This is a genomic window from Vibrio sp. 03_296 (genome assembly GCF_002265885.1).
On sequence record NZ_NPKW01000148.1, the window covers coordinates 94,696 to 116,723 of the forward strand.

21 protein-coding genes are annotated in these 22,028 nt (G+C 45.9%); 18 read left to right on the forward strand and 3 right to left on the reverse strand.

What is annotated here, in order from left to right:
* The first annotated feature begins 15 nt into the window (after positions 1-15).
* A complete protein-coding gene (locus CIK04_RS20520; protein ID WP_097353052.1) occupies positions 16-1,218 on the forward strand; it encodes a methyltransferase in 1,203 nt (400 codons plus the stop codon).
* A gap of 116 nt (positions 1,219-1,334) precedes the next feature.
* Here CIK04_RS20520 and ald read toward each other — a convergent pair whose 3' ends face one another.
* A complete protein-coding gene (ald, locus tag CIK04_RS20525) occupies positions 1,335-2,459 on the reverse strand; it encodes an alanine dehydrogenase (RefSeq protein ID WP_045594480.1) in 1,125 nt (374 codons plus the stop codon).
* 155 nt (positions 2,460-2,614) lie between these two features.
* Between ald and lrp the strand changes: the two genes are divergently transcribed.
* From lrp to serS, 5 genes are all read left to right on the forward strand, one after another.
* On the forward strand, positions 2,615-3,109 hold the full coding sequence (lrp, locus tag CIK04_RS20530; protein ID WP_011080767.1) for a leucine-responsive transcriptional regulator Lrp: 495 nt from the start codon (positions 2,615-2,617) through the stop codon (positions 3,107-3,109).
* A gap of 144 nt (positions 3,110-3,253) precedes the next feature.
* Positions 3,254-6,211 (forward strand): DNA translocase FtsK, encoded by a 2,958-nt coding sequence (locus tag CIK04_RS20535; RefSeq protein ID WP_080532718.1) that lies wholly within the window; start codon positions 3,254-3,256, stop codon positions 6,209-6,211.
* A gap of 72 nt (positions 6,212-6,283) precedes the next feature.
* Positions 6,284-6,880, forward strand: a complete 597-nt coding sequence (gene lolA, locus CIK04_RS20540; protein WP_097353051.1) for an outer membrane lipoprotein chaperone LolA — start codon at positions 6,284-6,286, stop codon at positions 6,878-6,880.
* A 6-nt stretch (positions 6,881-6,886) separates the two neighbouring features.
* On the forward strand, positions 6,887-8,236 hold the full coding sequence (locus CIK04_RS20545) for a replication-associated recombination protein A (RefSeq protein ID WP_097353050.1): 1,350 nt from the start codon (positions 6,887-6,889) through the stop codon (positions 8,234-8,236).
* 91 nt (positions 8,237-8,327) lie between these two features.
* On the forward strand, positions 8,328-9,635 hold the full coding sequence (serS, locus tag CIK04_RS20550; RefSeq protein ID WP_017422278.1) for a serine--tRNA ligase: 1,308 nt from the start codon (positions 8,328-8,330) through the stop codon (positions 9,633-9,635).
* Between the two features lie 60 nt (positions 9,636-9,695).
* On the opposite strand, the gene bioA is transcribed toward serS, so the two are convergent.
* Entirely contained in the window at positions 9,696-10,973 is a 1,278-nt protein-coding gene (gene bioA, locus CIK04_RS20555; RefSeq protein WP_039448962.1) for an adenosylmethionine--8-amino-7-oxononanoate transaminase, read from the reverse strand.
* A 140-nt stretch (positions 10,974-11,113) separates the two neighbouring features.
* Between bioA and bioB the strand changes: the two genes are divergently transcribed.
* The 4 genes from bioB to bioD are packed head-to-tail and all read left to right on the forward strand — an operon-like array spanning position 11,114 to position 14,796.
* Positions 11,114-12,166 (forward strand): biotin synthase BioB, encoded by a 1,053-nt coding sequence (gene bioB, locus CIK04_RS20560; RefSeq protein ID WP_097353049.1) that lies wholly within the window; start codon positions 11,114-11,116, stop codon positions 12,164-12,166.
* Complete coding sequence (gene bioF / locus CIK04_RS20565; protein WP_097353048.1) at positions 12,150-13,307, forward strand: 8-amino-7-oxononanoate synthase; 1,158 nt, start codon at positions 12,150-12,152, stop codon at positions 13,305-13,307. Before bioB ends, bioF begins: the two co-directional genes overlap by 17 nt.
* The gene (bioC, locus tag CIK04_RS20570; RefSeq protein WP_097353047.1) at positions 13,307-14,116 is read left to right on the forward strand and encodes a malonyl-ACP O-methyltransferase BioC; all 810 of its coding nucleotides are present in this window, start codon (positions 13,307-13,309) and stop codon (positions 14,114-14,116) included. The genes bioF and bioC overlap by 1 nt, the downstream gene beginning before the upstream one ends.
* On the forward strand, positions 14,113-14,796 hold the full coding sequence (gene bioD / locus CIK04_RS20575) for a dethiobiotin synthase (RefSeq protein ID WP_017422273.1): 684 nt from the start codon (positions 14,113-14,115) through the stop codon (positions 14,794-14,796). The genes bioC and bioD overlap by 4 nt, the downstream gene beginning before the upstream one ends.
* A 50-nt stretch (positions 14,797-14,846) precedes the next feature.
* Here the strand turns inward: bioD and CIK04_RS32795 are convergent, their stop codons facing one another.
* Positions 14,847-15,014 (reverse strand): hypothetical protein, encoded by a 168-nt coding sequence (locus tag CIK04_RS32795; protein WP_013572034.1) that lies wholly within the window; start codon positions 15,012-15,014, stop codon positions 14,847-14,849.
* A 352-nt stretch (positions 15,015-15,366) separates the two neighbouring features.
* On the opposite strand from CIK04_RS32795, the gene htpX reads away from it, so the two are divergent.
* From htpX to CIK04_RS20615, 8 genes are all read left to right on the forward strand, one after another.
* Positions 15,367-16,233, forward strand: coding sequence for a protease HtpX (gene htpX / locus CIK04_RS20580; protein ID WP_097353046.1), 867 nt, complete (start codon positions 15,367-15,369; stop codon positions 16,231-16,233).
* A gap of 241 nt (positions 16,234-16,474) precedes the next feature.
* Positions 16,475-16,894: a nuclear transport factor 2 family protein gene (locus tag CIK04_RS20585; protein ID WP_097353045.1), complete on the forward strand. Its 420-nt coding sequence runs from the start codon at positions 16,475-16,477 to the stop codon at positions 16,892-16,894.
* The gene (locus tag CIK04_RS20590; protein ID WP_097353044.1) at positions 16,891-17,616 is read left to right on the forward strand and encodes an SDR family oxidoreductase; all 726 of its coding nucleotides are present in this window, start codon (positions 16,891-16,893) and stop codon (positions 17,614-17,616) included. Before CIK04_RS20585 ends, CIK04_RS20590 begins: the two co-directional genes overlap by 4 nt.
* A 16-nt stretch (positions 17,617-17,632) precedes the next feature.
* Entirely contained in the window at positions 17,633-18,925 is a 1,293-nt protein-coding gene (locus CIK04_RS20595; RefSeq protein ID WP_097353043.1) for an NAD(P)/FAD-dependent oxidoreductase, read from the forward strand.
* Positions 18,922-19,695, forward strand: a complete 774-nt coding sequence (locus CIK04_RS20600) for a DUF1365 domain-containing protein (protein WP_039467769.1) — start codon at positions 18,922-18,924, stop codon at positions 19,693-19,695. The genes CIK04_RS20595 and CIK04_RS20600 overlap by 4 nt, the downstream gene beginning before the upstream one ends.
* Before the next feature lie 35 nt (positions 19,696-19,730).
* A complete protein-coding gene (locus CIK04_RS20605; protein WP_038968618.1) occupies positions 19,731-20,987 on the forward strand; it encodes a cyclopropane-fatty-acyl-phospholipid synthase family protein in 1,257 nt (418 codons plus the stop codon).
* Between the two features lie 4 nt (positions 20,988-20,991).
* Complete coding sequence (locus tag CIK04_RS20610; protein ID WP_097353042.1) at positions 20,992-21,507, forward strand: DUF2878 domain-containing protein; 516 nt, start codon at positions 20,992-20,994, stop codon at positions 21,505-21,507.
* Positions 21,508-21,601: 94 nt separating this feature from the next.
* Complete coding sequence (locus CIK04_RS20615) at positions 21,602-22,027, forward strand: chalcone isomerase family protein (protein WP_325205729.1); 426 nt, start codon at positions 21,602-21,604, stop codon at positions 22,025-22,027.
* Position 22,028: the final 1 nt, after the last annotated feature.

Here is a 22,028-nt window from a genome sequence, read left to right on the forward strand (position 1 = left end):
ATTTTAGGGGGATACATGCAAAAACAATTTCAATTGCTCGATGAATGGCTTACTGAGCACCAACGATTCTGGCGTTTTGAACCATTTCATCAAAGTTTGCATGAACAACTTCCTTGGGTAGACACGCATCCTGACATGTGTGCGTGGTTAAACTCGCTCTCAGTGCAAGAGTTATCACAATACAAACTCGATCCCACTAGTTTGATTACAGATCTTGGCAGGTTTATTCCAGATAGCAAAACGGTATTAGCGAACATTGCATTGGCACCACACTCGACAACGACCATAAAACTCGCTGAGCGTTTTGACGTCGGAATCCCAGGACGAAAACTTAAGCAAATTGAAGCAATGGGCTCTTATAGCCTAACTCGTCATCAAGGGAGCGAATGGCTAGAATGGTGCTCGGGGAAGGGATACCTAGGCCGAGTTCTTTCTTCTCAAACTAGGCAACGCGTGACGAGTTTTGAGTATCAGTTACCCTTGTGTCAAAGTGGTCAATCCGAAGCGGATGCACTGAATCTGCCCATGCATTTTGTTCAAGGTGATGCTCTTGAATGTCAATCTAAACAATGCTTTAAGCCCGAACAGCATGCTGTCGCCTTACATGCCTGCGGAGATTTACATGTTCGAATGATGCAGTATGGTTGCGAGAAAGGCGTAGCAGCGATGACGATTGCTCCTTGTTGTTATCACCTCATTCAGAGCGACGCTTACCAAGTATTGTCGAGTGTGGCCAAGCTCTCGAGAATACGTCTTAGTCGAAGTGAACTGCGAATTCCATTGCAGCAGACGGTGACTGGTGGAAGCCGGGTTCAGCGACATCGACAATTAGAGATGACTTTTCGTCTTGGTTTGGATCTGCTACTAAGACAAGAATGTGCTTTTAAAGAGTATGCGCCTGTACCGAGCATTAAAAAGTCACAGCTTTCGCTAGGCTTTGAGGCGTTTTGTCGTTGGGCTGCGGAGCTGAAAGAATGGAGCTTGCCTCAAGTGAACTTCGAGCTGTATGAGGCTGAAGGTGCGAAACGTTTTTGGCGTATGGAAATGCTAAGCTTGGTGCAGCAAATCTTTCAACGTGCAATTGAAATGTGGCTTATTTATGACAAAGCCATGTATCTCCAAGAACAAGGGTATCAAGTATCGCTAAGTGAATTTTGCGATCGAGATATTACTCCGAGAAATATTCTTATTCACGCATCTGACAGAAAGAACACCTAAGAAATACTTATTTGGCAGTGTTACGTATAGAGTTTTTTGTTATAACTTAGATTCTTTTGCAATAAAAAAGCTCGCATTTATGCGAGCTTTTTACTGAGAGCATTAGAATCTGCAGCTTAGTTAAACATGCGAATGGCTTCTGCTGGATCTACGTATTCTAGGTTAAAGCTTTCTGCAACCTCTTTGCAGGTCACTTTACCGTGAATCACATTTAGGCCCAGTAGGAAGCCTTTATCTGTCGTCAATGCTTCACGATATCCTTTGTTTGCAAGCTTCACAATGTAAGGTAGAGTCGCATTATTAAGGGCAAAAGTAGAAGTGCGAGCGACGGCACCTGGCATGTTAGCAACACAGTAGTGTACGACATCGTCAACAATGTAAGTCGGCTCTGCGTGTGTGGTTGCGTGAGAAGTTTCGAAACAACCGCCTTGGTCGATTGCAACGTCAACAACTGCAGCACCAGGCTTCATCTTCGCGATGTGCTCTTTTGTGACCAGTTTTGGTGCTGCTGCGCCTGGGATAAGCACCGCACCGATGACAAGATCGGCTTCTAGAACGTGCTTCTCGATTGCATCTTCTGTAGAATAAACAACTTTAGCGCGGCCTTGGAATTCTTCGTCTAATTTACGAAGCGTATCCACGTTACGGTCAAGGATAGTAACATCAGCACGTAAGCCAACAGCCATACGAGCAGCGTTAGCTCCAACGACACCGCCGCCAATAACAACGACTTTAGCTGGTTCAACGCCCGGTACACCACCAAGAAGTAAACCACGGCCACCGTGAGATTTCTCTAGAGTTTGTGCACCAGCTTGGATAGACATACGACCAGCAACTTCAGACATTGGAGCAAGTAGTGGTAAGCGACCCATATGATCTGTTACAGTCTCATAGGCAATGCAGACAGCTTTGCTCTTGATTAGCTCTTCAGTTTGTGGAAAATCTGGAGCTAGGTGTAAATAAGTAAATAATATTTGCCCCTCTTTGAGCATGGCTCGCTCAACAGCTTGAGGTTCTTTTACCTTTACAATCATTTCTGCTTTCGCGAAGACGTCAGCAGCAGTAGGAAGAATGGATGCGCCTACAGCGATGTAATCATCGTCTGAAAAACCGATGCCTGCACCGGCATTAGTTTCAACAAAAACTTGGTGACCATGTGAGATAAGCTCTCTCACACTGGCTGGGATCATACCAACACGGTATTCGTGGTTCTTGATTTCCTTTGGAACGCCAATAATCATCCTGACTCCTCGTTTTATTCTGGTTGTATTGACTATGTGTAGGGTGTAATGTCGAATTTGTGCCTAGTATAGATGTGATGTGGCAAAATTTGATACTGAATATTAAAAAGTTGTAGTATATTTTTTTGCAAGGAAGTAATAAGGTGGAATAAAAAATGGTAGATAACTACAAAAAGCCGTCCAAGGATCTAGACCGTATCGATCGCAATATTTTGAATGAATTGCAGAAAGATGGTCGAATTTCAAACGTTGAACTCTCTAAACGCGTGGGGCTTTCTCCAACTCCATGTTTAGAGCGTGTTCGTCGCTTAGAGCGTCAAGGATACATTACGGGTTATACCGCATTGTTAAACCCTCAGTACCTAGATGCCTCGTTGCTCGTGTTTGTTGAAATAACGTTAAATCGTGGTGCGCCCGATGTATTTGAACAGTTTAACGCCGCGGTTCAAAAACTGGATGATATCCAAGAGTGTCATCTTGTTTCTGGTGATTTCGACTATCTATTAAAAACGCGTGTATCTGATATGGGTGCTTACCGTAAATTGCTCGGTGATACCCTGCTTCGTTTACCAGGTGTAAATGACACTCGAACCTACGTTGTAATGGAAGAAGTGAAGCAAACCAACCAACTTGTGATTAAAACACGTTAAATTCTTGTAAGGAAAGCGGCTTATATCGCTGCTTTCACCTTCCAAGCGTTGGGTTTTTCCTTTCGATATGGTTAAATCGACTTATGAATCCGAGCGGCACAGGCCGCTCGGAATGTTTCAGTTACTGTTGATTCAAGTTGATTTATGTTCAAAGAGAACGCTAAAAAAGTACAAACCATTATTAAAACAAGCGAAGAGGCTCAGTCTTCTCGTCTGAACGGTTTTCAACGTCTCAAAGAGTGCTGCCTTATTCTAGGCGTACTGACTTCTGCTTTCCTTTCAATTGCCCTAATAACCTTTAGCCCAGCTGACCCTTCTTGGTCTCAAACCTCATGGGGTGGAGACATCAGCAATGCAGGTGGACAATTTGGTGCTTGGGTAGCGGACACTCTCTTCTTTACATTTGGCTTGTTGGCTTATCTGTTGCCAGTGCTATTGGTGATTGTGACATGGGTCTTTTTCCGAACCAGAGACGAAGATGAACACATTGACCTCATGTTGTGGGGAACGCGTTTGCTCGGTCTGGTGATACTAATTTTAACCAGTTGTGGTTTGGCGGACATCAATTTTGACGATATCTGGTATTTCTCTTCTGGTGGTGTGCTTGGTGATGTTCTTAATAGTCTAGCGTTACCCACACTGAACCTACTGGGTACAACGTTGGTGTTGCTGTTTGCTTGGGGGGCGGGTTTTACTCTACTTACCGGCATCTCATGGCTCTCGATTGTCGAATGGATCGGTAGCTTGTTTCTCGATGTTTGTCAGTGGGCGCTTAATCGTCTTCGCGGTGAAAAAACAGAAGTTATCGCACCTGAATTACAACCAATGGCATTGTCTGACGATGAGCCTAAAGCTCAGCTACAAATAGAAGCACAACAAGATGAGATTGTTGAGGAAGAGCGTATTCCTGATCCGCTACCAATGGAGCCTGTGGTTCAAATACGCAGAGAATACCCGATCCATATGCCACAGACAGTGAGCTACCAAATGGTCGCTGACGAGCTGGATGAACTGGAGGATAACTCCTTTGAGCGAGCGAAAAAGCTTAACGCCACAATTGAAGAGTTAGAGCAAGAAGCACTGTCGGTTAATGACCTGCCTGATGACGCCATGAGTGCAGAGCGTGCACGTTATAATGTTGCCGACATCGCTCAAGTTTCTGCAAAACACTCTCAAACAACACAAGTTGAACATGCGCAAGATTTCAGTGTAGATGTGGAAGAGTTTGATCACGTTATCTCACTTTCCGAACTGGATAAGATATCAGAAGAAATCGATGAGCCTGTCATGGTGGGTTTTGCTGAAGAAGCACCATTGCATCACAATGAGGCGCAGAGCGTTGCAATCGCAGAGTCGAGAGAGCCAATGTTCTCTCACCCAGGAGTAGAATCAACTACTCAACATACTACTCAAGAAGAGACCGTGGAGTTGCCTGCTGCTGACAGTGTGGGTGATGTGAATCCAGAAGTGGAAGATTATGTGGAAGAGGATGAAGAGCAAGATCAAGATGTCACCGCCTTCCAAAACATGGTCTCCAAAGCGCAGCAAAATATGGCGGCGACACAAAATCCGTTCTTAATGAAGCAAGATACAACGCTACCAGTCCCTAAAGAGCCGTTACCAACGCTTGAGTTACTTTATCACCCTGAAAAACGCGAGAATTTCATCGATAAAGAAGCTCTAGAACAAGTAGCAAGATTGGTCGAATCTAAACTGGCCGACTACAAGATCACCGCGGAAGTGGTTGGGATCTTCCCTGGTCCTGTGATCACCCGTTTTGAACTTGATTTAGCGCCGGGTGTAAAAGTAAGCCGTATTTCGAGCTTATCCATGGACTTAGCGCGTTCACTTTCCGCTATCGCTGTTCGAGTTGTGGAAGTGATCCCTGGTAAACCCTACGTGGGGCTTGAGCTGCCAAACATGAGCCGTCAAACGGTTTACCTTTCAGACGTAATTGATAGCCCACAGTTTAAGAATGCAACGTCACCGACCACGGTGGTTCTAGGGCAAGATATTGCTGGTGAAGCATTGGTCGCAGACTTGGCGAAAATGCCTCACGTGCTGGTGGCTGGTACCACGGGCTCGGGTAAATCTGTTGGGGTAAACGTTATGATTCTTAGCATGCTCTATAAAGCAAGCCCAGAAGATGTGCGTTTTATTATGATCGACCCGAAAATGCTGGAGCTTTCGGTGTACGAAGGCATTCCACACCTATTAGCGGAAGTGGTTACTGACATGAAAGATGCCTCCAACGCGTTGCGCTGGTGTGTTGGGGAGATGGAGCGTCGTTACAAACTGATGTCTGTGATGGGCGTGCGTAACATTAAAGGTTTTAATGAGAAACTGAAAATGGCGGCAGACGCGGGCCATCCTATTCATGATCCTTTCTGGCAAGAAGGGGATAGCATGGATACGGAGCCACCATTATTAGAAAAACTGCCGTATATCGTTGTCGTTGTGGATGAATTTGCGGATCTCATGATGGTGGTCGGCAAAAAAGTGGAAGAGTTGATCGCACGCTTGGCGCAAAAAGCGCGTGCCGCGGGTATCCACTTGATCCTAGCGACACAACGTCCATCGGTAGATGTCATTACCGGTCTGATCAAAGCGAACATTCCAACACGAGTCGCATTTACCGTATCCACCAAAACCGACTCTCGTACCATCCTCGATCAAGGTGGTGCTGAATCGCTATTGGGCATGGGTGACATGCTTTACCTTCCTCCGGGTTCGAGTCACACCATCCGAGTGCATGGTGCCTTTGCCTCAGATGATGATGTGCATGCGGTTGTGAACAACTGGAAAGCGCGTGGTAAACCAAACTATATTGACGAGATCATCAGTGGTGATCAGGGGCCAGAAAGTTTGCTGCCAGGTGAACAAATGGAGAGCGATGAAGATCTTGATCCCCTTTTCGATCAAGTGGTTGAACATGTTGTTCAGTCACGTCGTGGTTCGGTTTCTGGTGTTCAGCGCCGTTTCAAAATTGGCTATAACCGTGCGGCGCGTATTGTAGAGCAGTTGGAAGCTCAAGGTATCGTGAGTGCACCGGGCCATAATGGCAACCGAGAAGTGCTGGCTCCTGCACCTCCAAGAGAATAATGAACTTTCGTTTAGAAGTAGGAGTCAAAACGTGCAACTCCTTTTAAACCTTAGCCGTGAATAGGTATAAAAATGAAAAAATGGTTAGTTGTATTTTTCCTTAGCGCGTCAGCATTGGCAAATCCACAGCAAGAGCTGAATCAGAGATTAGGCATGAATGATGGCTTTAGCGCAAACTTTAACCAAACGGTGACAAGCCCAGATGGTGAAGTCGTGATGGAAGGGGAGGGCAGCGTTGATATTGCCAGACCAAGCCTGTTTCGCTGGAGTACCTCTTTACCGGATGAAAACCTGTTGGTTTCGGATGGAAAAACCTTATGGTATTACAGCCCATTTATTGAACAGGTGAGTATTTACTGGCAAGAACAAGCCGTACAACAAACACCGTTTGTTTTACTCACTCGTAATCAGTCCAGTGATTGGGAAAACTATCAAATCACGCAAGATGGTAATATGTTCACTCTTGTGCCGAAAGCGGCAGACTCTACTCAGGGGCAGTTCCAAATTGATATTGATGCAAAAGGGATTGTGCATGGTTTTAATGTCATTGAACAAGATGGGCAAAAAGGCATCTTTAAGTTTACGGATATCAAGTTAGGAAAGCCTGCTGCTGCCCGCTTCACCTTTAACGTCCCAGAAGGGGTTGAAGTGGATGACCAAAGGAACTAATCGCCAGTGTCAAATTACACCTTAGATTTTTCAGGGGACGAAGATTTTCGTCCCCTTGCTGCTCGTATGAGACCGGAAACGATCGAACAGTACATCGGTCAGCAGCATATTTTAGGGCCTGGTAAGCCATTGCGTCGCGCGCTTGAGGCCGGCCACATTCATTCAATGATTTTGTGGGGACCGCCAGGTACAGGCAAGACAACGTTAGCAGAAGTGGCTGCAAACTACGCCAACGCGGAAGTTGAACGCGTGTCTGCGGTCACGTCTGGCGTCAAAGAAATTCGTGCCGCAATTGAAAAAGCACGCGAGAACAAAATGGCGGGTCGTCGCACCATCTTGTTTGTGGATGAGGTACATCGCTTTAATAAATCACAGCAAGATGCCTTCTTACCGCACATTGAAGATGGAACGGTGACCTTTATCGGCGCGACCACAGAAAACCCATCGTTTGAACTGAACAACGCATTATTGTCACGTGCTCGTGTGTATAAGCTTACGTCACTCAACAAAGAAGAAATCTCACTGGCATTAAACCAAGCGATCAACGATAAACAACGTGGTCTGGGTAATACACCAGCACACTTTGCTGATAATGTCTTGGATCGTCTGGCTGAGCTCGTCAATGGTGACGCTCGAATGTCTCTGAACTATCTTGAGCTTCTGTATGATATGGCAGAAGACAATGCTCAGGGCGAAAAAGAGATTACGCTAAAACTACTGGCGGAAGTGGCGGGGGAGAAGGTATCTCGCTTTGATAATAAAGGCGATATTTGGTACGACTTAATCTCTGCCGTGCACAAGTCCATTCGTGGATCAAACCCGGATGCTGCGCTTTATTGGGCGGCGAGAATGATCTCTGTCGGTTGTGATCCACTCTATATCGCGCGACGTTTACTGGCCATTGCCTCTGAAGATGTGGGCAATGCGGATCCGAGGGCAATGCAAGTGGCACTTTCCGCGTGGGATTGCTTTACCCGTGTTGGGCCTGCAGAAGGCGAACGCGCAATTGCACAGGCGATCGTTTACCTTGCGTGCGCACCGAAAAGTAATGCGGTCTACACCGCTTGGAAGCAAGCGCTGTCGGATGCGCATAATCTTCCAGAGTTTGAAGTGCCTTTCCATTTGCGTAATGCGCCGACCGGATTGATGAAAGATCTCGGTTATGGGGAAGGTTATCGATACGCTCATGATGAGCCTGGAGCCTACGCCGCGGGTGAACAATATTTGCCTGCCGAAATCGCTGATCGCAAGTACTATCAGCCAACAAATCGAGGCTTAGAGAGCAAAATCGCTGAAAAGTTAGATTACTTGGCTAATTTAGACGCAAATAGCCCACAAAAGCGCTATGAAAAGTAGGCATTTTTGGATACATTTGTTCGGTTAATTTTTTCAACGTGCTCGACAGGATTGGGTGCGTACCTTCACAACAAAAAGCATAGGATTAACAATGCTGGATTCTAAATTACTTCGTACAGAGCTGCATGAAACAGCTGCTAAACTGGCACGTCGTGGCTTTAAGCTAGACGTAGAGACAATCGGTAAACTTGAAGAACAACGTAAGTCCATTCAAGTAGAAGTTGAAAATTTACAATCCACGCGTAACTCCATCTCCAAGCAAATCGGTCAACTGATGTCGGCTGGTGACAAAGAAGGTGCAGAAAAGATCAAGCAACAAATCGGGTCATTAGGCTCTGATTTAGATGCGAAAAAACTCGAACTTGACGCACTGATGGCGCAGTTAGATGACATCATCCTTTCTGTTCCAAACATTCCTGCGGATGAAGTGCCAAATGGCAAAGACGAGAACGATAATCTTGAGATTTCGCGTTGGGGTGAGCCAAAGTCTTACGACTTCGAATTAAAAGATCACGTTGACCTAGGCGAAATGGGTGACGGTCTAGATTTCGCAAGCGCAGTTAAGATCACTGGTGCACGTTTCATCGTGATGAAAGGTCAATTTGCTCGTCTACACCGTGCCATCGCTCAGTTTATGCTTGATCTTCACACTGAAGAGCATGGCTATACGGAAATGTATGTGCCTTACCTTGTGAACGCAGACAGCTTGTTTGGTACGGGTCAACTACCAAAGTTTGGTAAAGATCTTTTCCACACAGAGCCACTGACAGAAAAGGCAAGTGATGAAGAGCCACGTAAACTGTCTCTTATCCCTACGGCCGAAGTACCAGTAACGAACTTAGTTCGCGACACGATTTCTGATGAAGCAGATCTGCCGCTTAAGATGACCGCTCATACGCCATGTTTCCGTTCAGAAGCTGGCTCGTACGGTCGTGACACTCGTGGTCTGATTCGTATGCACCAGTTTGACAAAGTCGAGCTGGTACAAATCACCAAACCAGAAGATTCAATGAATGCACTAGAAGAGCTGACTGGCCATGCTGAGAAAGTGCTTCAGCTTCTAGAGTTGCCTTACCGTAAGGTGCTATTGTGTACAGGTGACATGGGCTTTGGTTCGCACAAAACTTACGATTTGGAAGTGTGGGTTCCGGCTCAAAACACTTACCGCGAAATCTCATCTTGTTCAAACATGTGGGATTTCCAAGCGCGTCGTATGCAAGCGCGTTTCCGTCGTAAAGGCGAGAAGAAACCTGAACTTGTACACACACTAAACGGTTCTGGTCTAGCGGTAGGTCGTACCATGGTTGCTATCCTAGAAAACAACCAAGAAGCAGATGGCCGCATTGCCATTCCGACCGTACTTCAGAAGTACATGGGCGGCGCAACGCACATCGGTTAATTGATTAACCATAAAAATATCCAAACCCAGCCACTGCGCTGGGTTTTTGTTATCTCGTGGCTAAACAAAACACTCTGGACGCTGAAGTGCGGTTTCAATGGCGTTTACCAATTGTTCTATATGAGCCGGCTCGCTGATAAATGGCGGCATCATATAGATCAGTCTGCCAAAGGGGCGAATCCACACGCCTTGCTCAACAAACAGGGCTTGGATGGTTTCCATATTCACTGGGCGATGTGTTTCTACGACGCCAATCGCACCTAACCAACGGGTGTTTTTCACCAAGTCGTGTTCTTCAAGTTTTGGCAGTAACTCAGAAAACAGCGATTCGATTTGCTTGGTTTGCTGTTGCCATTGGCCTTGTTCTATCAACTCTAAACTGGCGGTTGCGACGGCGCATGCGAGTGGATTACCCATAAAGGTTGGGCCGTGCATGAAACAACCTGCTTCACCGCCACAAACTGTATCGGCGACGTGTTTGCTGGTTAAGGTCGCGGAAAGGGTCATGTAGCCCCCAGTCAGTGCTTTACCCACACACAGAATGTCCGGTTGGATATCGGCATGCTCGCAGGCAAACAGCTTGCCAGTACGGCCAAAACCAGTCGCGATTTCGTCTGCTATTAGCAGTAGACCATACTTATCACAAAGTGCTCGAACGCCTTTCAGAAACTCTGGATGATAGATACGCATTCCTCCCGCGCCTTGAACGATGGGTTCGAGAATCACTGCCGCTAATTCTTGATGGTGCTGCTCAATCTTCTGCGCAAAGTCAGTGAGATCTTCTTGCTTCCACTCATCCCAAAAGCCACCAGTCGGCGACTTCGCGAAGATGTGCTCTGGTAAAAAACCTTTGTAGAGTGAATGCATCGAGTTATCGGGATCGGTGACCGACATGGCTGCAAAGGTATCGCCATGGTAGCCATGTTGTAATGTCAAAAATTTCGGCCTGCGCTCACCTTTTGCGTGCCAGTATTGCAAGGCCATCTTTAAGCTCACTTCAACGGCTACTGAGCCCGAATCAGCGAGAAAGACATGCTCTAGGTTGTTTGGCACCAAGGACAGTAATTTTTTACACAAACTGATCGCTGGCTGATGAGTGATACCACCAAACATCACATGGGATACTTGATCAATTTGACGATGTGCCGCTTGATTCAAATGAGGGTGATTGTAGCCATGAATGGTCGACCACCATGAAGACATGCCATCGATGAGCGTGGTTCCGTCTTCGAGTTTGATATACACACCACTTGCGGAGTTCACGGGGTAGCAGGTCAGAGGTGTCAGTGTTGAAGTGTACGGATGCCAGATGTGCTGGCGGTCGAAGGCCAAATCCATAATAAAATCCAAGTGAGAGTAGATTAAAAATAAACCAGATGTAAACTTTGAATTATCTGTCAATGTTGACAGTTTATCGGAGCTCGGTAGACTGTCAACAAAACAAAAATAGCAAGTTAACTATTACGCAAGGAATACACGTGGAAGTACGTCATAACTGGACTCATGCGCAAGTTCGTGAGTTGATGGAAATGCCTTTTATGGATTTGTTGTTTGAAGCGCAGCAAACCCATCGTCAATACCACCCTAAGAACTATGTGCAAGTGAGCACCTTGCTTTCGATTAAAACCGGTGCTTGTCCAGAAGATTGCAAATACTGCCCGCAAAGCGCTCGTTATCAAACGGATGTTGAAAAAGAGCGATTAATGGAAGTGGAGCGTGTTCTGGACGCCGCGCAAAAGGCTAAAAATGCCGGTTCGACACGTTTTTGTATGGGAGCAGCTTGGAAAAATCCGAAAGAACGCGACATGCCGCTGTTGACTGACATGATCAAAGGCGTCAAAGATATGGGGCTGGAAACCTGTATGACTCTGGGCATGTTAACCCCAGAACAAGCTAAGCAACTGGCAAGCGCGGGTTTGGATTATTACAACCACAACCTCGATACCTCACCGGAGTATTACGGTAACATTATTACCACACGCACTTATCAAGATCGCCTTGATACCTTATCTCATGTACGTGACGCAGGCATGAAGATCTGCTCTGGCGGTATCATCGGTATGGGTGAAAGCGCTAATGACCGCGCTGGGTTGCTTGTTGAGTTGGCCAATCTGCCTACTCATCCAGAAAGTGTTCCTATCAACATGCTGGTTAAGGTGAAAGGGACGCCTTTGGAAACGGCTGAAGAGGTTGACCCGTTTGACTTCATTCGTTTAATTGCCGTTGCTCGTATAATGATGCCGACCTCAGCCGTTCGTTTGTCGGCAGGGCGTGAAAACATGAATGAACAAATGCAAACCTTGTGTTTTATGGCGGGAGCCAATTCTATCTTTTACGGCTGTAAGCTGCTTACAACACCAAACCCTTCCGAAGATAAAGACATGCAGCTGTTTAACAAGTTGGGTATTAACAGCCAGCAAGTCTCACAAAAACCCGATGAAATTACAGAAAACGAATTGTTAGATCGTGTAGTCGAAAGCGTGGCTGCTCGCCCAACAAAAGACGATCTGTTTTATGACGCAAGCCTTTAACGAAAGAATAGCACAAGCCCTGAAGCAGAGACGCAAACAGGGCTTGAATCGCCAAAGTGAAGTGATTTTCTCGGGAAATCAAACGGTTTTAGAACATCAAGGGAAGCGCTATATCAATTTTTCTGCCAACGACTATTTGGGATTGGCGAACGATCAATCTTTAGTTCGAGCTTGGCAGCAGGGTTTGAGTTTATATGGTTGTGGCAGCGGGGCATCTCCATTGGTGACGGGTTACACCCCTGCGCACAGCAATCTCGCGGCTTCCTTATGTGATTGGCTAGGGTATGAAAGTGCCACTCTGTTTGGATCGGGATTTTCGGCCAATCAAGCGCTGTTGTTTGCACTGCTTGAAAAAGGTGATCTCCTAGTGCAAGACAAATTAAATCACGCTTCTTTAATTGAGGCGGGGCTTTTTTCTCCTGCAACTATGAAGCGATTTAAGCATAATGATCTTAAAGCACTAGATACGATTTTAAACCGAGCTGATTGCCCAAGTTTGGTGGTGACGGAAGGCGTATTTAGCATGGATGGTGATTGTTCACCATTAGCTGAAATGCACACACTCACACAACGCCATTCGGCAAGCTTAATGGTGGACGATGCGCATGGTGTTGGCGTACTGGGTGAAGAAGGTCGCGGAAGCTGTGCGCTCGCTAATGTGAAGCCAGATTTTTTGGTGGTCACTTTTGGTAAAGCATTCGGCTTATCGGGGGCTGCACTTCTAACGGATAAATCTAGCGGTGATTTCCTTGCTCAATTTGCTCGTCACCACGTTTACTCTACCGCGCTTCCGCCAGCACAAGCTTTCGCGTTGACGCATGCGGTAGAGCTGATTCGAACGCAGCAGTGGCGACGAGACAAACTTAATGAGCTGCAAACCCTTTTTGCGGAATATTTGGGGGAGCATGATAGTTATGTATCCACTCAAACGCCGATCAAACCGTGGCTCATTGGAGAGACACAACAAGCCGTGACGGTTGCACAGCGTTGCCGAGAACAAGGCATTTGGTTGACAGCGATCCGTCCGCCGACGGTACCCCAAAACACCGCGCGCCTGAGAATAACCTTGTCTGCTAATCACACCAAAGAACAGATGCACACACTGGCACAAGTACTGCTGACAGTCACAGGAGAGCACTAATGGAAATGGCTAAAGTATCCTTTACTGTGGAAGAAGCGTATGTGGATAAGCTGGCTATTGCTCAAGCATTCGGTAAGGCAGCAAAAAGCTATGACCAGCATGCTGCATTTCAACGAGAGGTTGGACATAAGTTATTAGATAAACTGCCCCAAGATTTATCGGGTCTGCGTGTTTTGGATCTTGGTTGTGGCACGGGGTATTTCTCGTGGCAACTTTTGCAACGAGGCGCTGTAGTCGTATGTGCCGACTTGTCGCATGAGATGCTTGAGCAGGCAAAGGCGCGTTGTGGGCAAGAGTCGGTGTCGTATCGCGTTGCAGATGCGGAGTCTCTGCCATTTGAACGAGATGAGTTTGACATTGTCTTCAGTAGCTTAGCCTTGCAATGGTGCGAGGATTTATCGCGGCCTTTACGTGAAATGAACCGTGTTGTAAAACCGCATGGGCAAGTGCTGTTTTCCACATTACTGGATGGCTCACTCAATGAGCTAAAGCAAGCCTGGGCAAAAATTGACTCATATCAACACGTCAACCGTTTTATCTCTGCCAATCAGGTAAAAATTGCGTTAGCGCAATCTCATAGTCATAACCATCATCTAGACTTGACCGATATCACAGTCTGGTACGAGTCTGCGTTTGCTGTTATGCGTGATCTTAAGGGTATAGGTGCGAACCATGTAAGCGGGCGCTCACATGGTTTAACGACAAGACAAGCATTAAAACGAGTGGAAAGAGAGTACCAGACATTTCAGAACCATTTAGGTCAAGTACCGGCAAGTTATAAGGTTTGTTTAGGGGTTATACAGTTATGATGAAAGCATTTTTCATTGCAGGTACGGATACCGATGTGGGCAAAACCGTGGCATCTAAAGCGATTCTTCACGCATTAGCGGCCAAAGATCTACGTACTATTGGTTATAAACCAGTGGCAGCAGGCAGCGATAAAACACCAGAAGGTTGGCGTAACTCAGATGCCTTGCATCTGCAGAAGGCGGCAACAGTGGTCGTTGATTACGAGGACATCAATCCATATGCCCTCGAGTTGCCAGCCTCTCCGCACATTGCAGCAAAACATGAAAAAGTAGAGATTGACTATGCTGTGCTGAGCAGCAAACTTGCGCAGCACAAAGAGAATGCAGACGTCGTGCTGGTTGAAGGTGCGGGTGGTTGGCGAGTCCCAGTGTCAGACACTGACAGTTTGTCTACTTGGGTTAAGCAAGAAGATCTGCCTGTTGTGTTGGTTGTTGGTATCAAATTGGGTTGTCTCAGCCACGCGTTGCTGACCGCTGAAGTGATCAAAGCCGATGGCCTCAATTTGGTTGGATGGGTTGCAAACCGAGTGAATCCTGGCACGGAGCATTACGCAGAGATCATTGATATGTTGGAAGAGCGTTTGGAGGTTCCAAAGCTGGGTGAAATTCCTTATATCCCAAGCGCTAAGCGTAAAGACCTCGGTAAATACATCAATGCGGATGTGTTACTCGAGCTTTAAAACATCAAAAGGGCTGCCATTGGCAGCCCTTTCTTTATCAGGTCTTGTGCTTATTTGTCTTGAACTAAGCCCATAAGCGCCTGTTGAGTATCAGAGATTTGCTTTGCAACTTGCTGCTCAGTTGAAATGCCGAGCTGCTGTTTTGCCTCTTCTTCAGAAATCCCTAGGTGACAGCACAATAAATCAATAGCCATTTGATAGTTGTTAGCTTCTACCATGATCATGTCCTTTGTTAACATGGGTTTATTTCTGCCCTGTTTGAAACGCTTTTCGTTGGCACAGATAAGACGATTCGATCTAGTTCAGAGCAGTATTGAATATCTGAGACTGAAAATAGCACGAAGCCGAATAAGCACAATAAGACAAAAGTCTAACGCCTGAGAGGACGTTTGAAACAAAACGATGCAGAGAATTTCGATGGTGTTGATTTCTAACAGATAAGCAACTTGGTAAACAAATGTTGCAATTTATCGCTTAACCTTGTTTTTAAACAAATTAGACTATATCTATTAGCAAAAGAGGCCAGTGTTACTGGCGTTCAATATAAATAAGCTTCTTTGGAGAAAAGTAATGAAGCGAGTCATGTTGTTTTTGATTACCAACCTTGCTGTGGTTTTAGTCCTCAGTGTTGTGTTGAACATTGTTTATGCTGTAACTGGAATGCAGCCAGGAAGCCTCTCAGGTTTATTGGTAATGGCTGCGGTATTTGGTTTTGGTGGTGCATTTATCTCCTTGATGATGTCAAAGGGGATGGCACTACGCTCTGTCGGTGGAGTGGTGATCGAGAGCCCTCGTAACGAGACAGAGCACTGGTTATTGGAAACGGTGAGCCGCCAAGCTCAGCAAGCGGGTATTGGTATGCCAACCGTTGCTATCTATGATTCACCGGACATCAACGCATTTGCAACTGGTGCAAAGTGTGATGATTCACTGGTCGCGGTTTCGACGGGTCTGTTGCACAACATGACGCGTGATGAAGCAGAAGCGGTGCTGGCGCATGAGGTGAGTCACATCGCCAATGGTGACATGGTGACCATGACGTTGATGCAGGGTGTCGTGAACACCTTCGTTATCTTCTTATCTCGTTTTATTGCCAACATGGTGGCCTCTAACAACAGTGATGAAGAAGGTGAAGGTTCAAATATGATGGTGTATTTCGCGGTTTCTATCGCGCTTGAGCTGGTGTTTGGTTTCCTCGCGAGCTTCATCACCATGTGGTACAGCCGTCATCGTGAATTCCATGCCGATGCGGGTGCCGCCCGTCTAGTTGGTAAAGAGAAAATGATTGCGGCTCTAGAGCGTCTAAAAATGAGCCAAGAATCAAAACTGGATGGCACCATGATGGCGTTTGGTATCAACGGTAAGCAATCTCTGACTGAGCTACTGATGAGTCACCCACCGCTAGATAAACGTATTGCAGCGCTACGTAACTTCTAATGTTATTGATTAATCACGAGCGTGGATAATCGCTTCCAATGGGAGCAAACATCTTGTGAGTAATGATGAACGAAAGGCTTGGAGAAAACTCCAAGCCTTTTTTGTTGGTGGCATGATCCAAATAGTCTTAGTTAACGTATTACCGCATGATATACAAATTTAATTATGTAACCGTTGTAGGCTAGTCTACGTTTTATATGTGACTAATTTTTAATACTTTAACTCTTGTGGGATTGGCAATATGGATGTGATAGCGGTCAGCAATGTCTACCAGTCATTGAGTAAATCAAATTTAGAAATTTTAGCCGATGTCTATCACCAACAGGTCGTATTTGAAGACGCGGCGCATCGGCTTGAAGGTTGGTCTGCGCTTAAGGACTACTTCCAATCGTTGTATGAAAATGTCATCGACTGTCGCTTTGATATTCATGAACACCAGCAAGTCGACCAGTCTGGCTTTCTTACTTGGACGATGACCTTAAAACATCCGAAGTTGAAAAAAGGGGAGGCAGTAAGCGTGAAAGGCGTCTCCCATTTGAAGTTTTATGAGGGAAAAGTGATATACCACCGTGACTATTTTGATTTGGGTGAAATGCTGTATGAGCATCTTCCCATTCTCGGCTCGGTTGTTAGAAGCATTAAGCAGAGGCTAGGGCAATGAACTCGGTACTGATCACTGGTGCGACATCAGGCATCGGAAAACAGCTCGCGCAAGATTATGCTGACGCGGGTGCAAAAGTGATTGCATGCGGACGCAATCGTCAGGTTCTCCAAGAGCTAGAAGATTATTCCCCCGCCATAGCAACGATCAGTTTTGATGTCACCGATTACCAGCAAACGCGAGAAGCATTATCGGTGCTGCCCTTTATTCCAAACGTGTGGCTATTTAACGCTGGTGATTGTGAGTACATGGACGATGGCATCGTTGATGCCCAATTGATGCAACGTGTGTTCAGCGTCAATGTTTTTGGTGTGGTGAACTGTATCGAGGCCAGCCAAGCCCATTTTCAACCTGGACACAAAGTGGTGATTGTCGGCTCCATTGCTTCGGAACTCGCCCTGCCAAGAGCGGAAGCGTATGGCGCGTCTAAGGCCGCGATTGGGTATTTTGCGCGTAGCTTGTCGCTGAATCTTCAGACCAAGGGCATTGATGTTGTCACTGTCTTTCCTGGTTTTGTTTCCACTCCGCTGACGGACAAAAACACGTTTGCCATGCCGATGATCATCACGGTTGAACAAGCCTCAACGGCGATTCGGCAAAAACTGGCTTCCGGGAAGCAGCACATCTATTTTCCCGCTCGGTTTACCGCGCTCATTCGGTTACTTGCGTTACTGCCTTACCGTTGGCAGAAGGCGTTAGCTTCAAAATTAATTGCCCAATAAATTCAAAGGATAATGTATGAAAATTGCAATTATAGGTACAGGCATCTCCGGATTAACATGTGGCTACCATCTGCACAAAGTGCATGACATTACGCTGTTTGAAGCCAATGATTACATTGGAGGGCATACGGCGACGATCGATTTTGAACTCAACGGTAAAGACTACTCGGTTGATACGGGGTTTATTGTCTATAACGATCGAACCTACCCCAACTTCATCAATATGATGGATGAAATTGGCGTGACCGGGCGAGCAACCCAAATGAGCTTTAGTGTTCGTAATGACAGCAATGGACTGGAGTACAATGGCCACACGCTGGCGACACTGTTTGCCCAAAAAAGAAACTGGTTTAAACCGCAGTTCTACGGTTTTATTTTTGAAATTCTGCGTTTTAACAAACTGGCGAAAGCGTCTGCACACGATGACCAGATTGCCCAACAAACACTTGGGGAGTTCTTAGATACGCATGGCTTTAGTGACTATTTTAGCGACAACTATATCCTGCCGATGGGGGCTGCGATTTGGTCATCGACATTAGCGGATATGCGTGCATTTCCGCTTGCGTTTTTTCTACGTTTCTTTCTCAATCACGGCCTTCTTGATGTCACCAATCGACCACAGTGGTATGTGATTGATGGCGGCTCAAAAGCTTATATCCCGCCACTAACGAAGGGCTTCTCTGATCGCATTCGTTTGAACTGTCCCGTTGAAAAAGTGATCCGTGACTCAACGGGTGTCACATTATATGTGGCAGGAGAAGCACAACGTTTCGATCACGTTATTTTTGCCTGTCATAGCGATCAAACGATGTCGTTATTAGAGGATGCCTCCAGTGATGAAGCTTCGATTTTGTCGCCTATGGCATATCAAGCCAACGAGGTTGTTTTGCATACTGATGATAGCTTGCTGCCTCGTAGAAAGGCTGCTTGGGCGTCGTGGAACTATTTACTCGATGGTAAGGAAGGAGAAGAAACACGCCTACCTTCGTTAACCTACAACATGAACATTCTTCAACACATTGAAGCAGAACATACGTTTTGTGTGACGCTCAATAGCAGCGACAAGATAGACGAAAACAAAGTTATTCGTAAGTTTGTTTACCACCATCCGGTATTTACCACGGAGTCCATCGCGGCACAGCAGAGACGAGATGACATTCAAGGGCGAAATCACACATGGTTTTGTGGCGCGTATTGGTACAACGGATTCCATGAAGATGGCGTTCGCAGTGCCTTGGATGTAGTGCGAGGCATCAACCTTGTGCAAGCGAAAGAAGATACGATCTCTTTTCACCAAGGGGCAGCGTGAGCATGGTCATCAGCAGTCGTTTGTTTGTGGGTAATGTTCGGCACCGCCGCTTCACCCCAGTAGAACATAGTTTGAATTATCAATTGTTCATGCCAGCGATCGATTTGGACGAGTTAGCGCAGCTTGAAAAAGAAGTGTGGGGTTTTGGCACTCGCTGGTGGCATTGGGCGCGATTTAAACGCAGTGACTATGTGGGAGAGGGCTGCCTCAAACGCGCAGTGCAAGAGAAACTTACAGAGCTCACCGGAGAGTCAGTCAGCGGGAGGGTCATCGCGGTGTGCCACCTACGTTATCTTGGGCTCTACTTTAGCCCGGTTAATTTCTACTACGTTTTTGATGAGAAAGAACACTGGCGCTATTTACTGGCGGAAGTGAGTAACACTCCTTGGAATGAGCGTCATTATTACGCTATTTCTGCTGATGAACATGACTCGTCTTTTGGCTGGAAACAGACCAAAGCGTTTCACGTTTCGCCCTTTAACCCCATTGAACAGTCTTATATTTGGCGACTTAAACCGCTGAGTGAAAAGTTACATATTCATTTGGAATGCCACAAAGAAAATAAACAGTTTGACGCCACCATGGCGATGAGCGCAGAGCCATTTTCTAGTAACAATCTGCTAAAACGACTGATCGTAACGCCTATTCAAACAGTAAAAGTGTTGGTAGGGATTTACTGGCATGCGTTCAAATTATGGAAAAAAGGCGCACCATTTTACTCGCATCCCAAATACCGCTCTCCAGCCAACCAGACTGAGAATAACAACTAAACTGTGAAGAATAATAAATTTAGGGAGAATTCTGCATGTTAAATACCTCTTCGATGGCATTGACCTCTCCATTATCTACAGCACAAAAGGCGGCTAGAAACCTGATATTTAAGTGCTTACAGCGTATGGAAATCGGCACTTTGACGGTCATTGAAAGTTTTCAAAGCGACACTCAAGAGCGTAGTGAACGCTTTGTCGGTACCCACAATCACAAGCCGGGTGTGGCCATTAGCGCAACAATAGAAGTCAAACACCCGGCATTTTATTCGCGTTTAATGCGGGGTGGCAGTATTGCAGCGGGTGAAGCCTATATGGATGGTTGGTGGGACAGTCCAGATTTAACTTCGTTAATGAAATTAATGGCGCTCAATCTGAATGCATTAGATGGATTAGAAAATCAAAGTAGCTGGGTCACCAAACTGCTTTACAAACTCAGTCATTGGAGCAATCGAAATACGCAGGAAAACTCGCGTAAAAATATTCATGCCCATTATGATCTTGGTAATGATCTCTACAGAGTATTCTTGGATGAAAGAATGTTATATTCGTCAGCCATTTATCACTCGGATAGTGAATCATTAGAGCAAGCACAAATAAATAAAATGGATCGACTGTGTCAGCAATTGCAATTAAAACCCACTGATGAGGTGATTGAAATCGGCACTGGTTGGGGGGCAATGGCGATATACATGGCGGAAAACTATGGCTGCCGGGTGACAACGACGACGATTTCAGATGAGCAATATGACTACGCGCAACAACAGATTGCAGAAAGAGGTTTGACTGAGCGTATTCAGTTATTGAAGAAAGATTATCGAGATTTAACTGGGCAGTTTGATAAATTGGTTTCTATCGAAATGATAGAAGCGGTAGGTAAGCAATATCTACCGTCTTACATCAAAGTGTGCCAGTCGTTATTAAAACCTGGTGGTTTGATGGCAATACAAGCGATCACTATCGCCGACCAACGTTACGAATATTACAGTAACAACGTCGATTTTATTCAAAAGTACATTTTCCCAGGTGGATTTTTGCCGTCAGTGACTTCACTGGCTCAAGCCACGACCCAATACAGTGATTTAGTGATTAGGGATTTGTTTGATATTGGCATGGATTACGCAAAAACATTGCAAGAATGGCACCGACGTTTTAACCACGCTGAAGAGCAAGTAAAAAGGCTAGGGTATGACGAGCGATTCATTCGTATGTGGCGTTACTACCTGAGTTATTGTGAAGGGGGATTCTTAGCTCGTAGCATCAGTACCGTACACATGACGCTTCAAAGAGCCTAATATCATGGCTCTTATTCTTGCCTCTGCTTGGTTCAATCTCGTTTGGTTTCTGGCGGTTATTGGCACTGAGCAGTGGCAATGGGTCACACTTTGCTTTGCCTTGATGACATTGGGGTATCAGCACAGAGTAGACCAAAAAACCTGGAAACCAACGCTTTTGATTGCCGTGGTCGGCTGCCTAGTCGACTCGATTAATCAATATCTCTCAATTTTTCAGTTCACTTCGACTTTCTTACCCGTTTGGCTTTTAAGCTTATGGATAGTTTTTGCTTGGTACGCTTATCAACTGAAAAGAATTTTGCTCCGTTTTGCGCCGTTTTACGTATTAACGGTAGGGGCATTGGGGGGCTGCTTAAGTTACTACGCAGGTTATAAACTCAATGTGGTGGATTACGGTTACAGCGTGTTGATAACGGCATCGATTGTGTTTTTAGAATGGGCAATCATCACGCTCTTTATCATTAAGGTTCTTCGCCATGATGAGAAAAGCAAGTTGTGTCATTCGGAGTACGTTTCTTAGTATTTTGCTAGGCTTTTCGTCTAGCTCGCATAGTCAAACTGGATCGGCAGACATCGAGACTTGGCAGCAGTGGCTGACCGTTGGGGAGGCACGATTGAGCTGGTTCGTCTTTGATATCTATGATTCGAAGTTGGTTACACCAAATGGAGAGTTCGAGGTGAATGCTGATGTTACGCCACATCCCCTCGCCTTGGAGATTCGATACTTACGCGATATTTCACGTGAGGATCTACTCAGTGCCACAGAAGAGCAGTGGCAAAAGATGGGGATCGCAGCAAAAAAAACGTGGAGAGACAGCCTCGAGCTAATTTTTCCGAACATCAAAAAAGGTGACAAGCTAACCTACATTACAGATGGAGAAAAAGGGCGTTTGCTTATTAATCGACATGACAGTGACAAAGCTGAAGTGGTGGGTAATGTGGCTGATCAGGAGCTTAACGATGCTTTCCTCGCGATTTGGTTATCGCCAAAAACTCAATATCCCTCTTTGCGAGCAAAATTAATCGGGTGGAATCAATAAG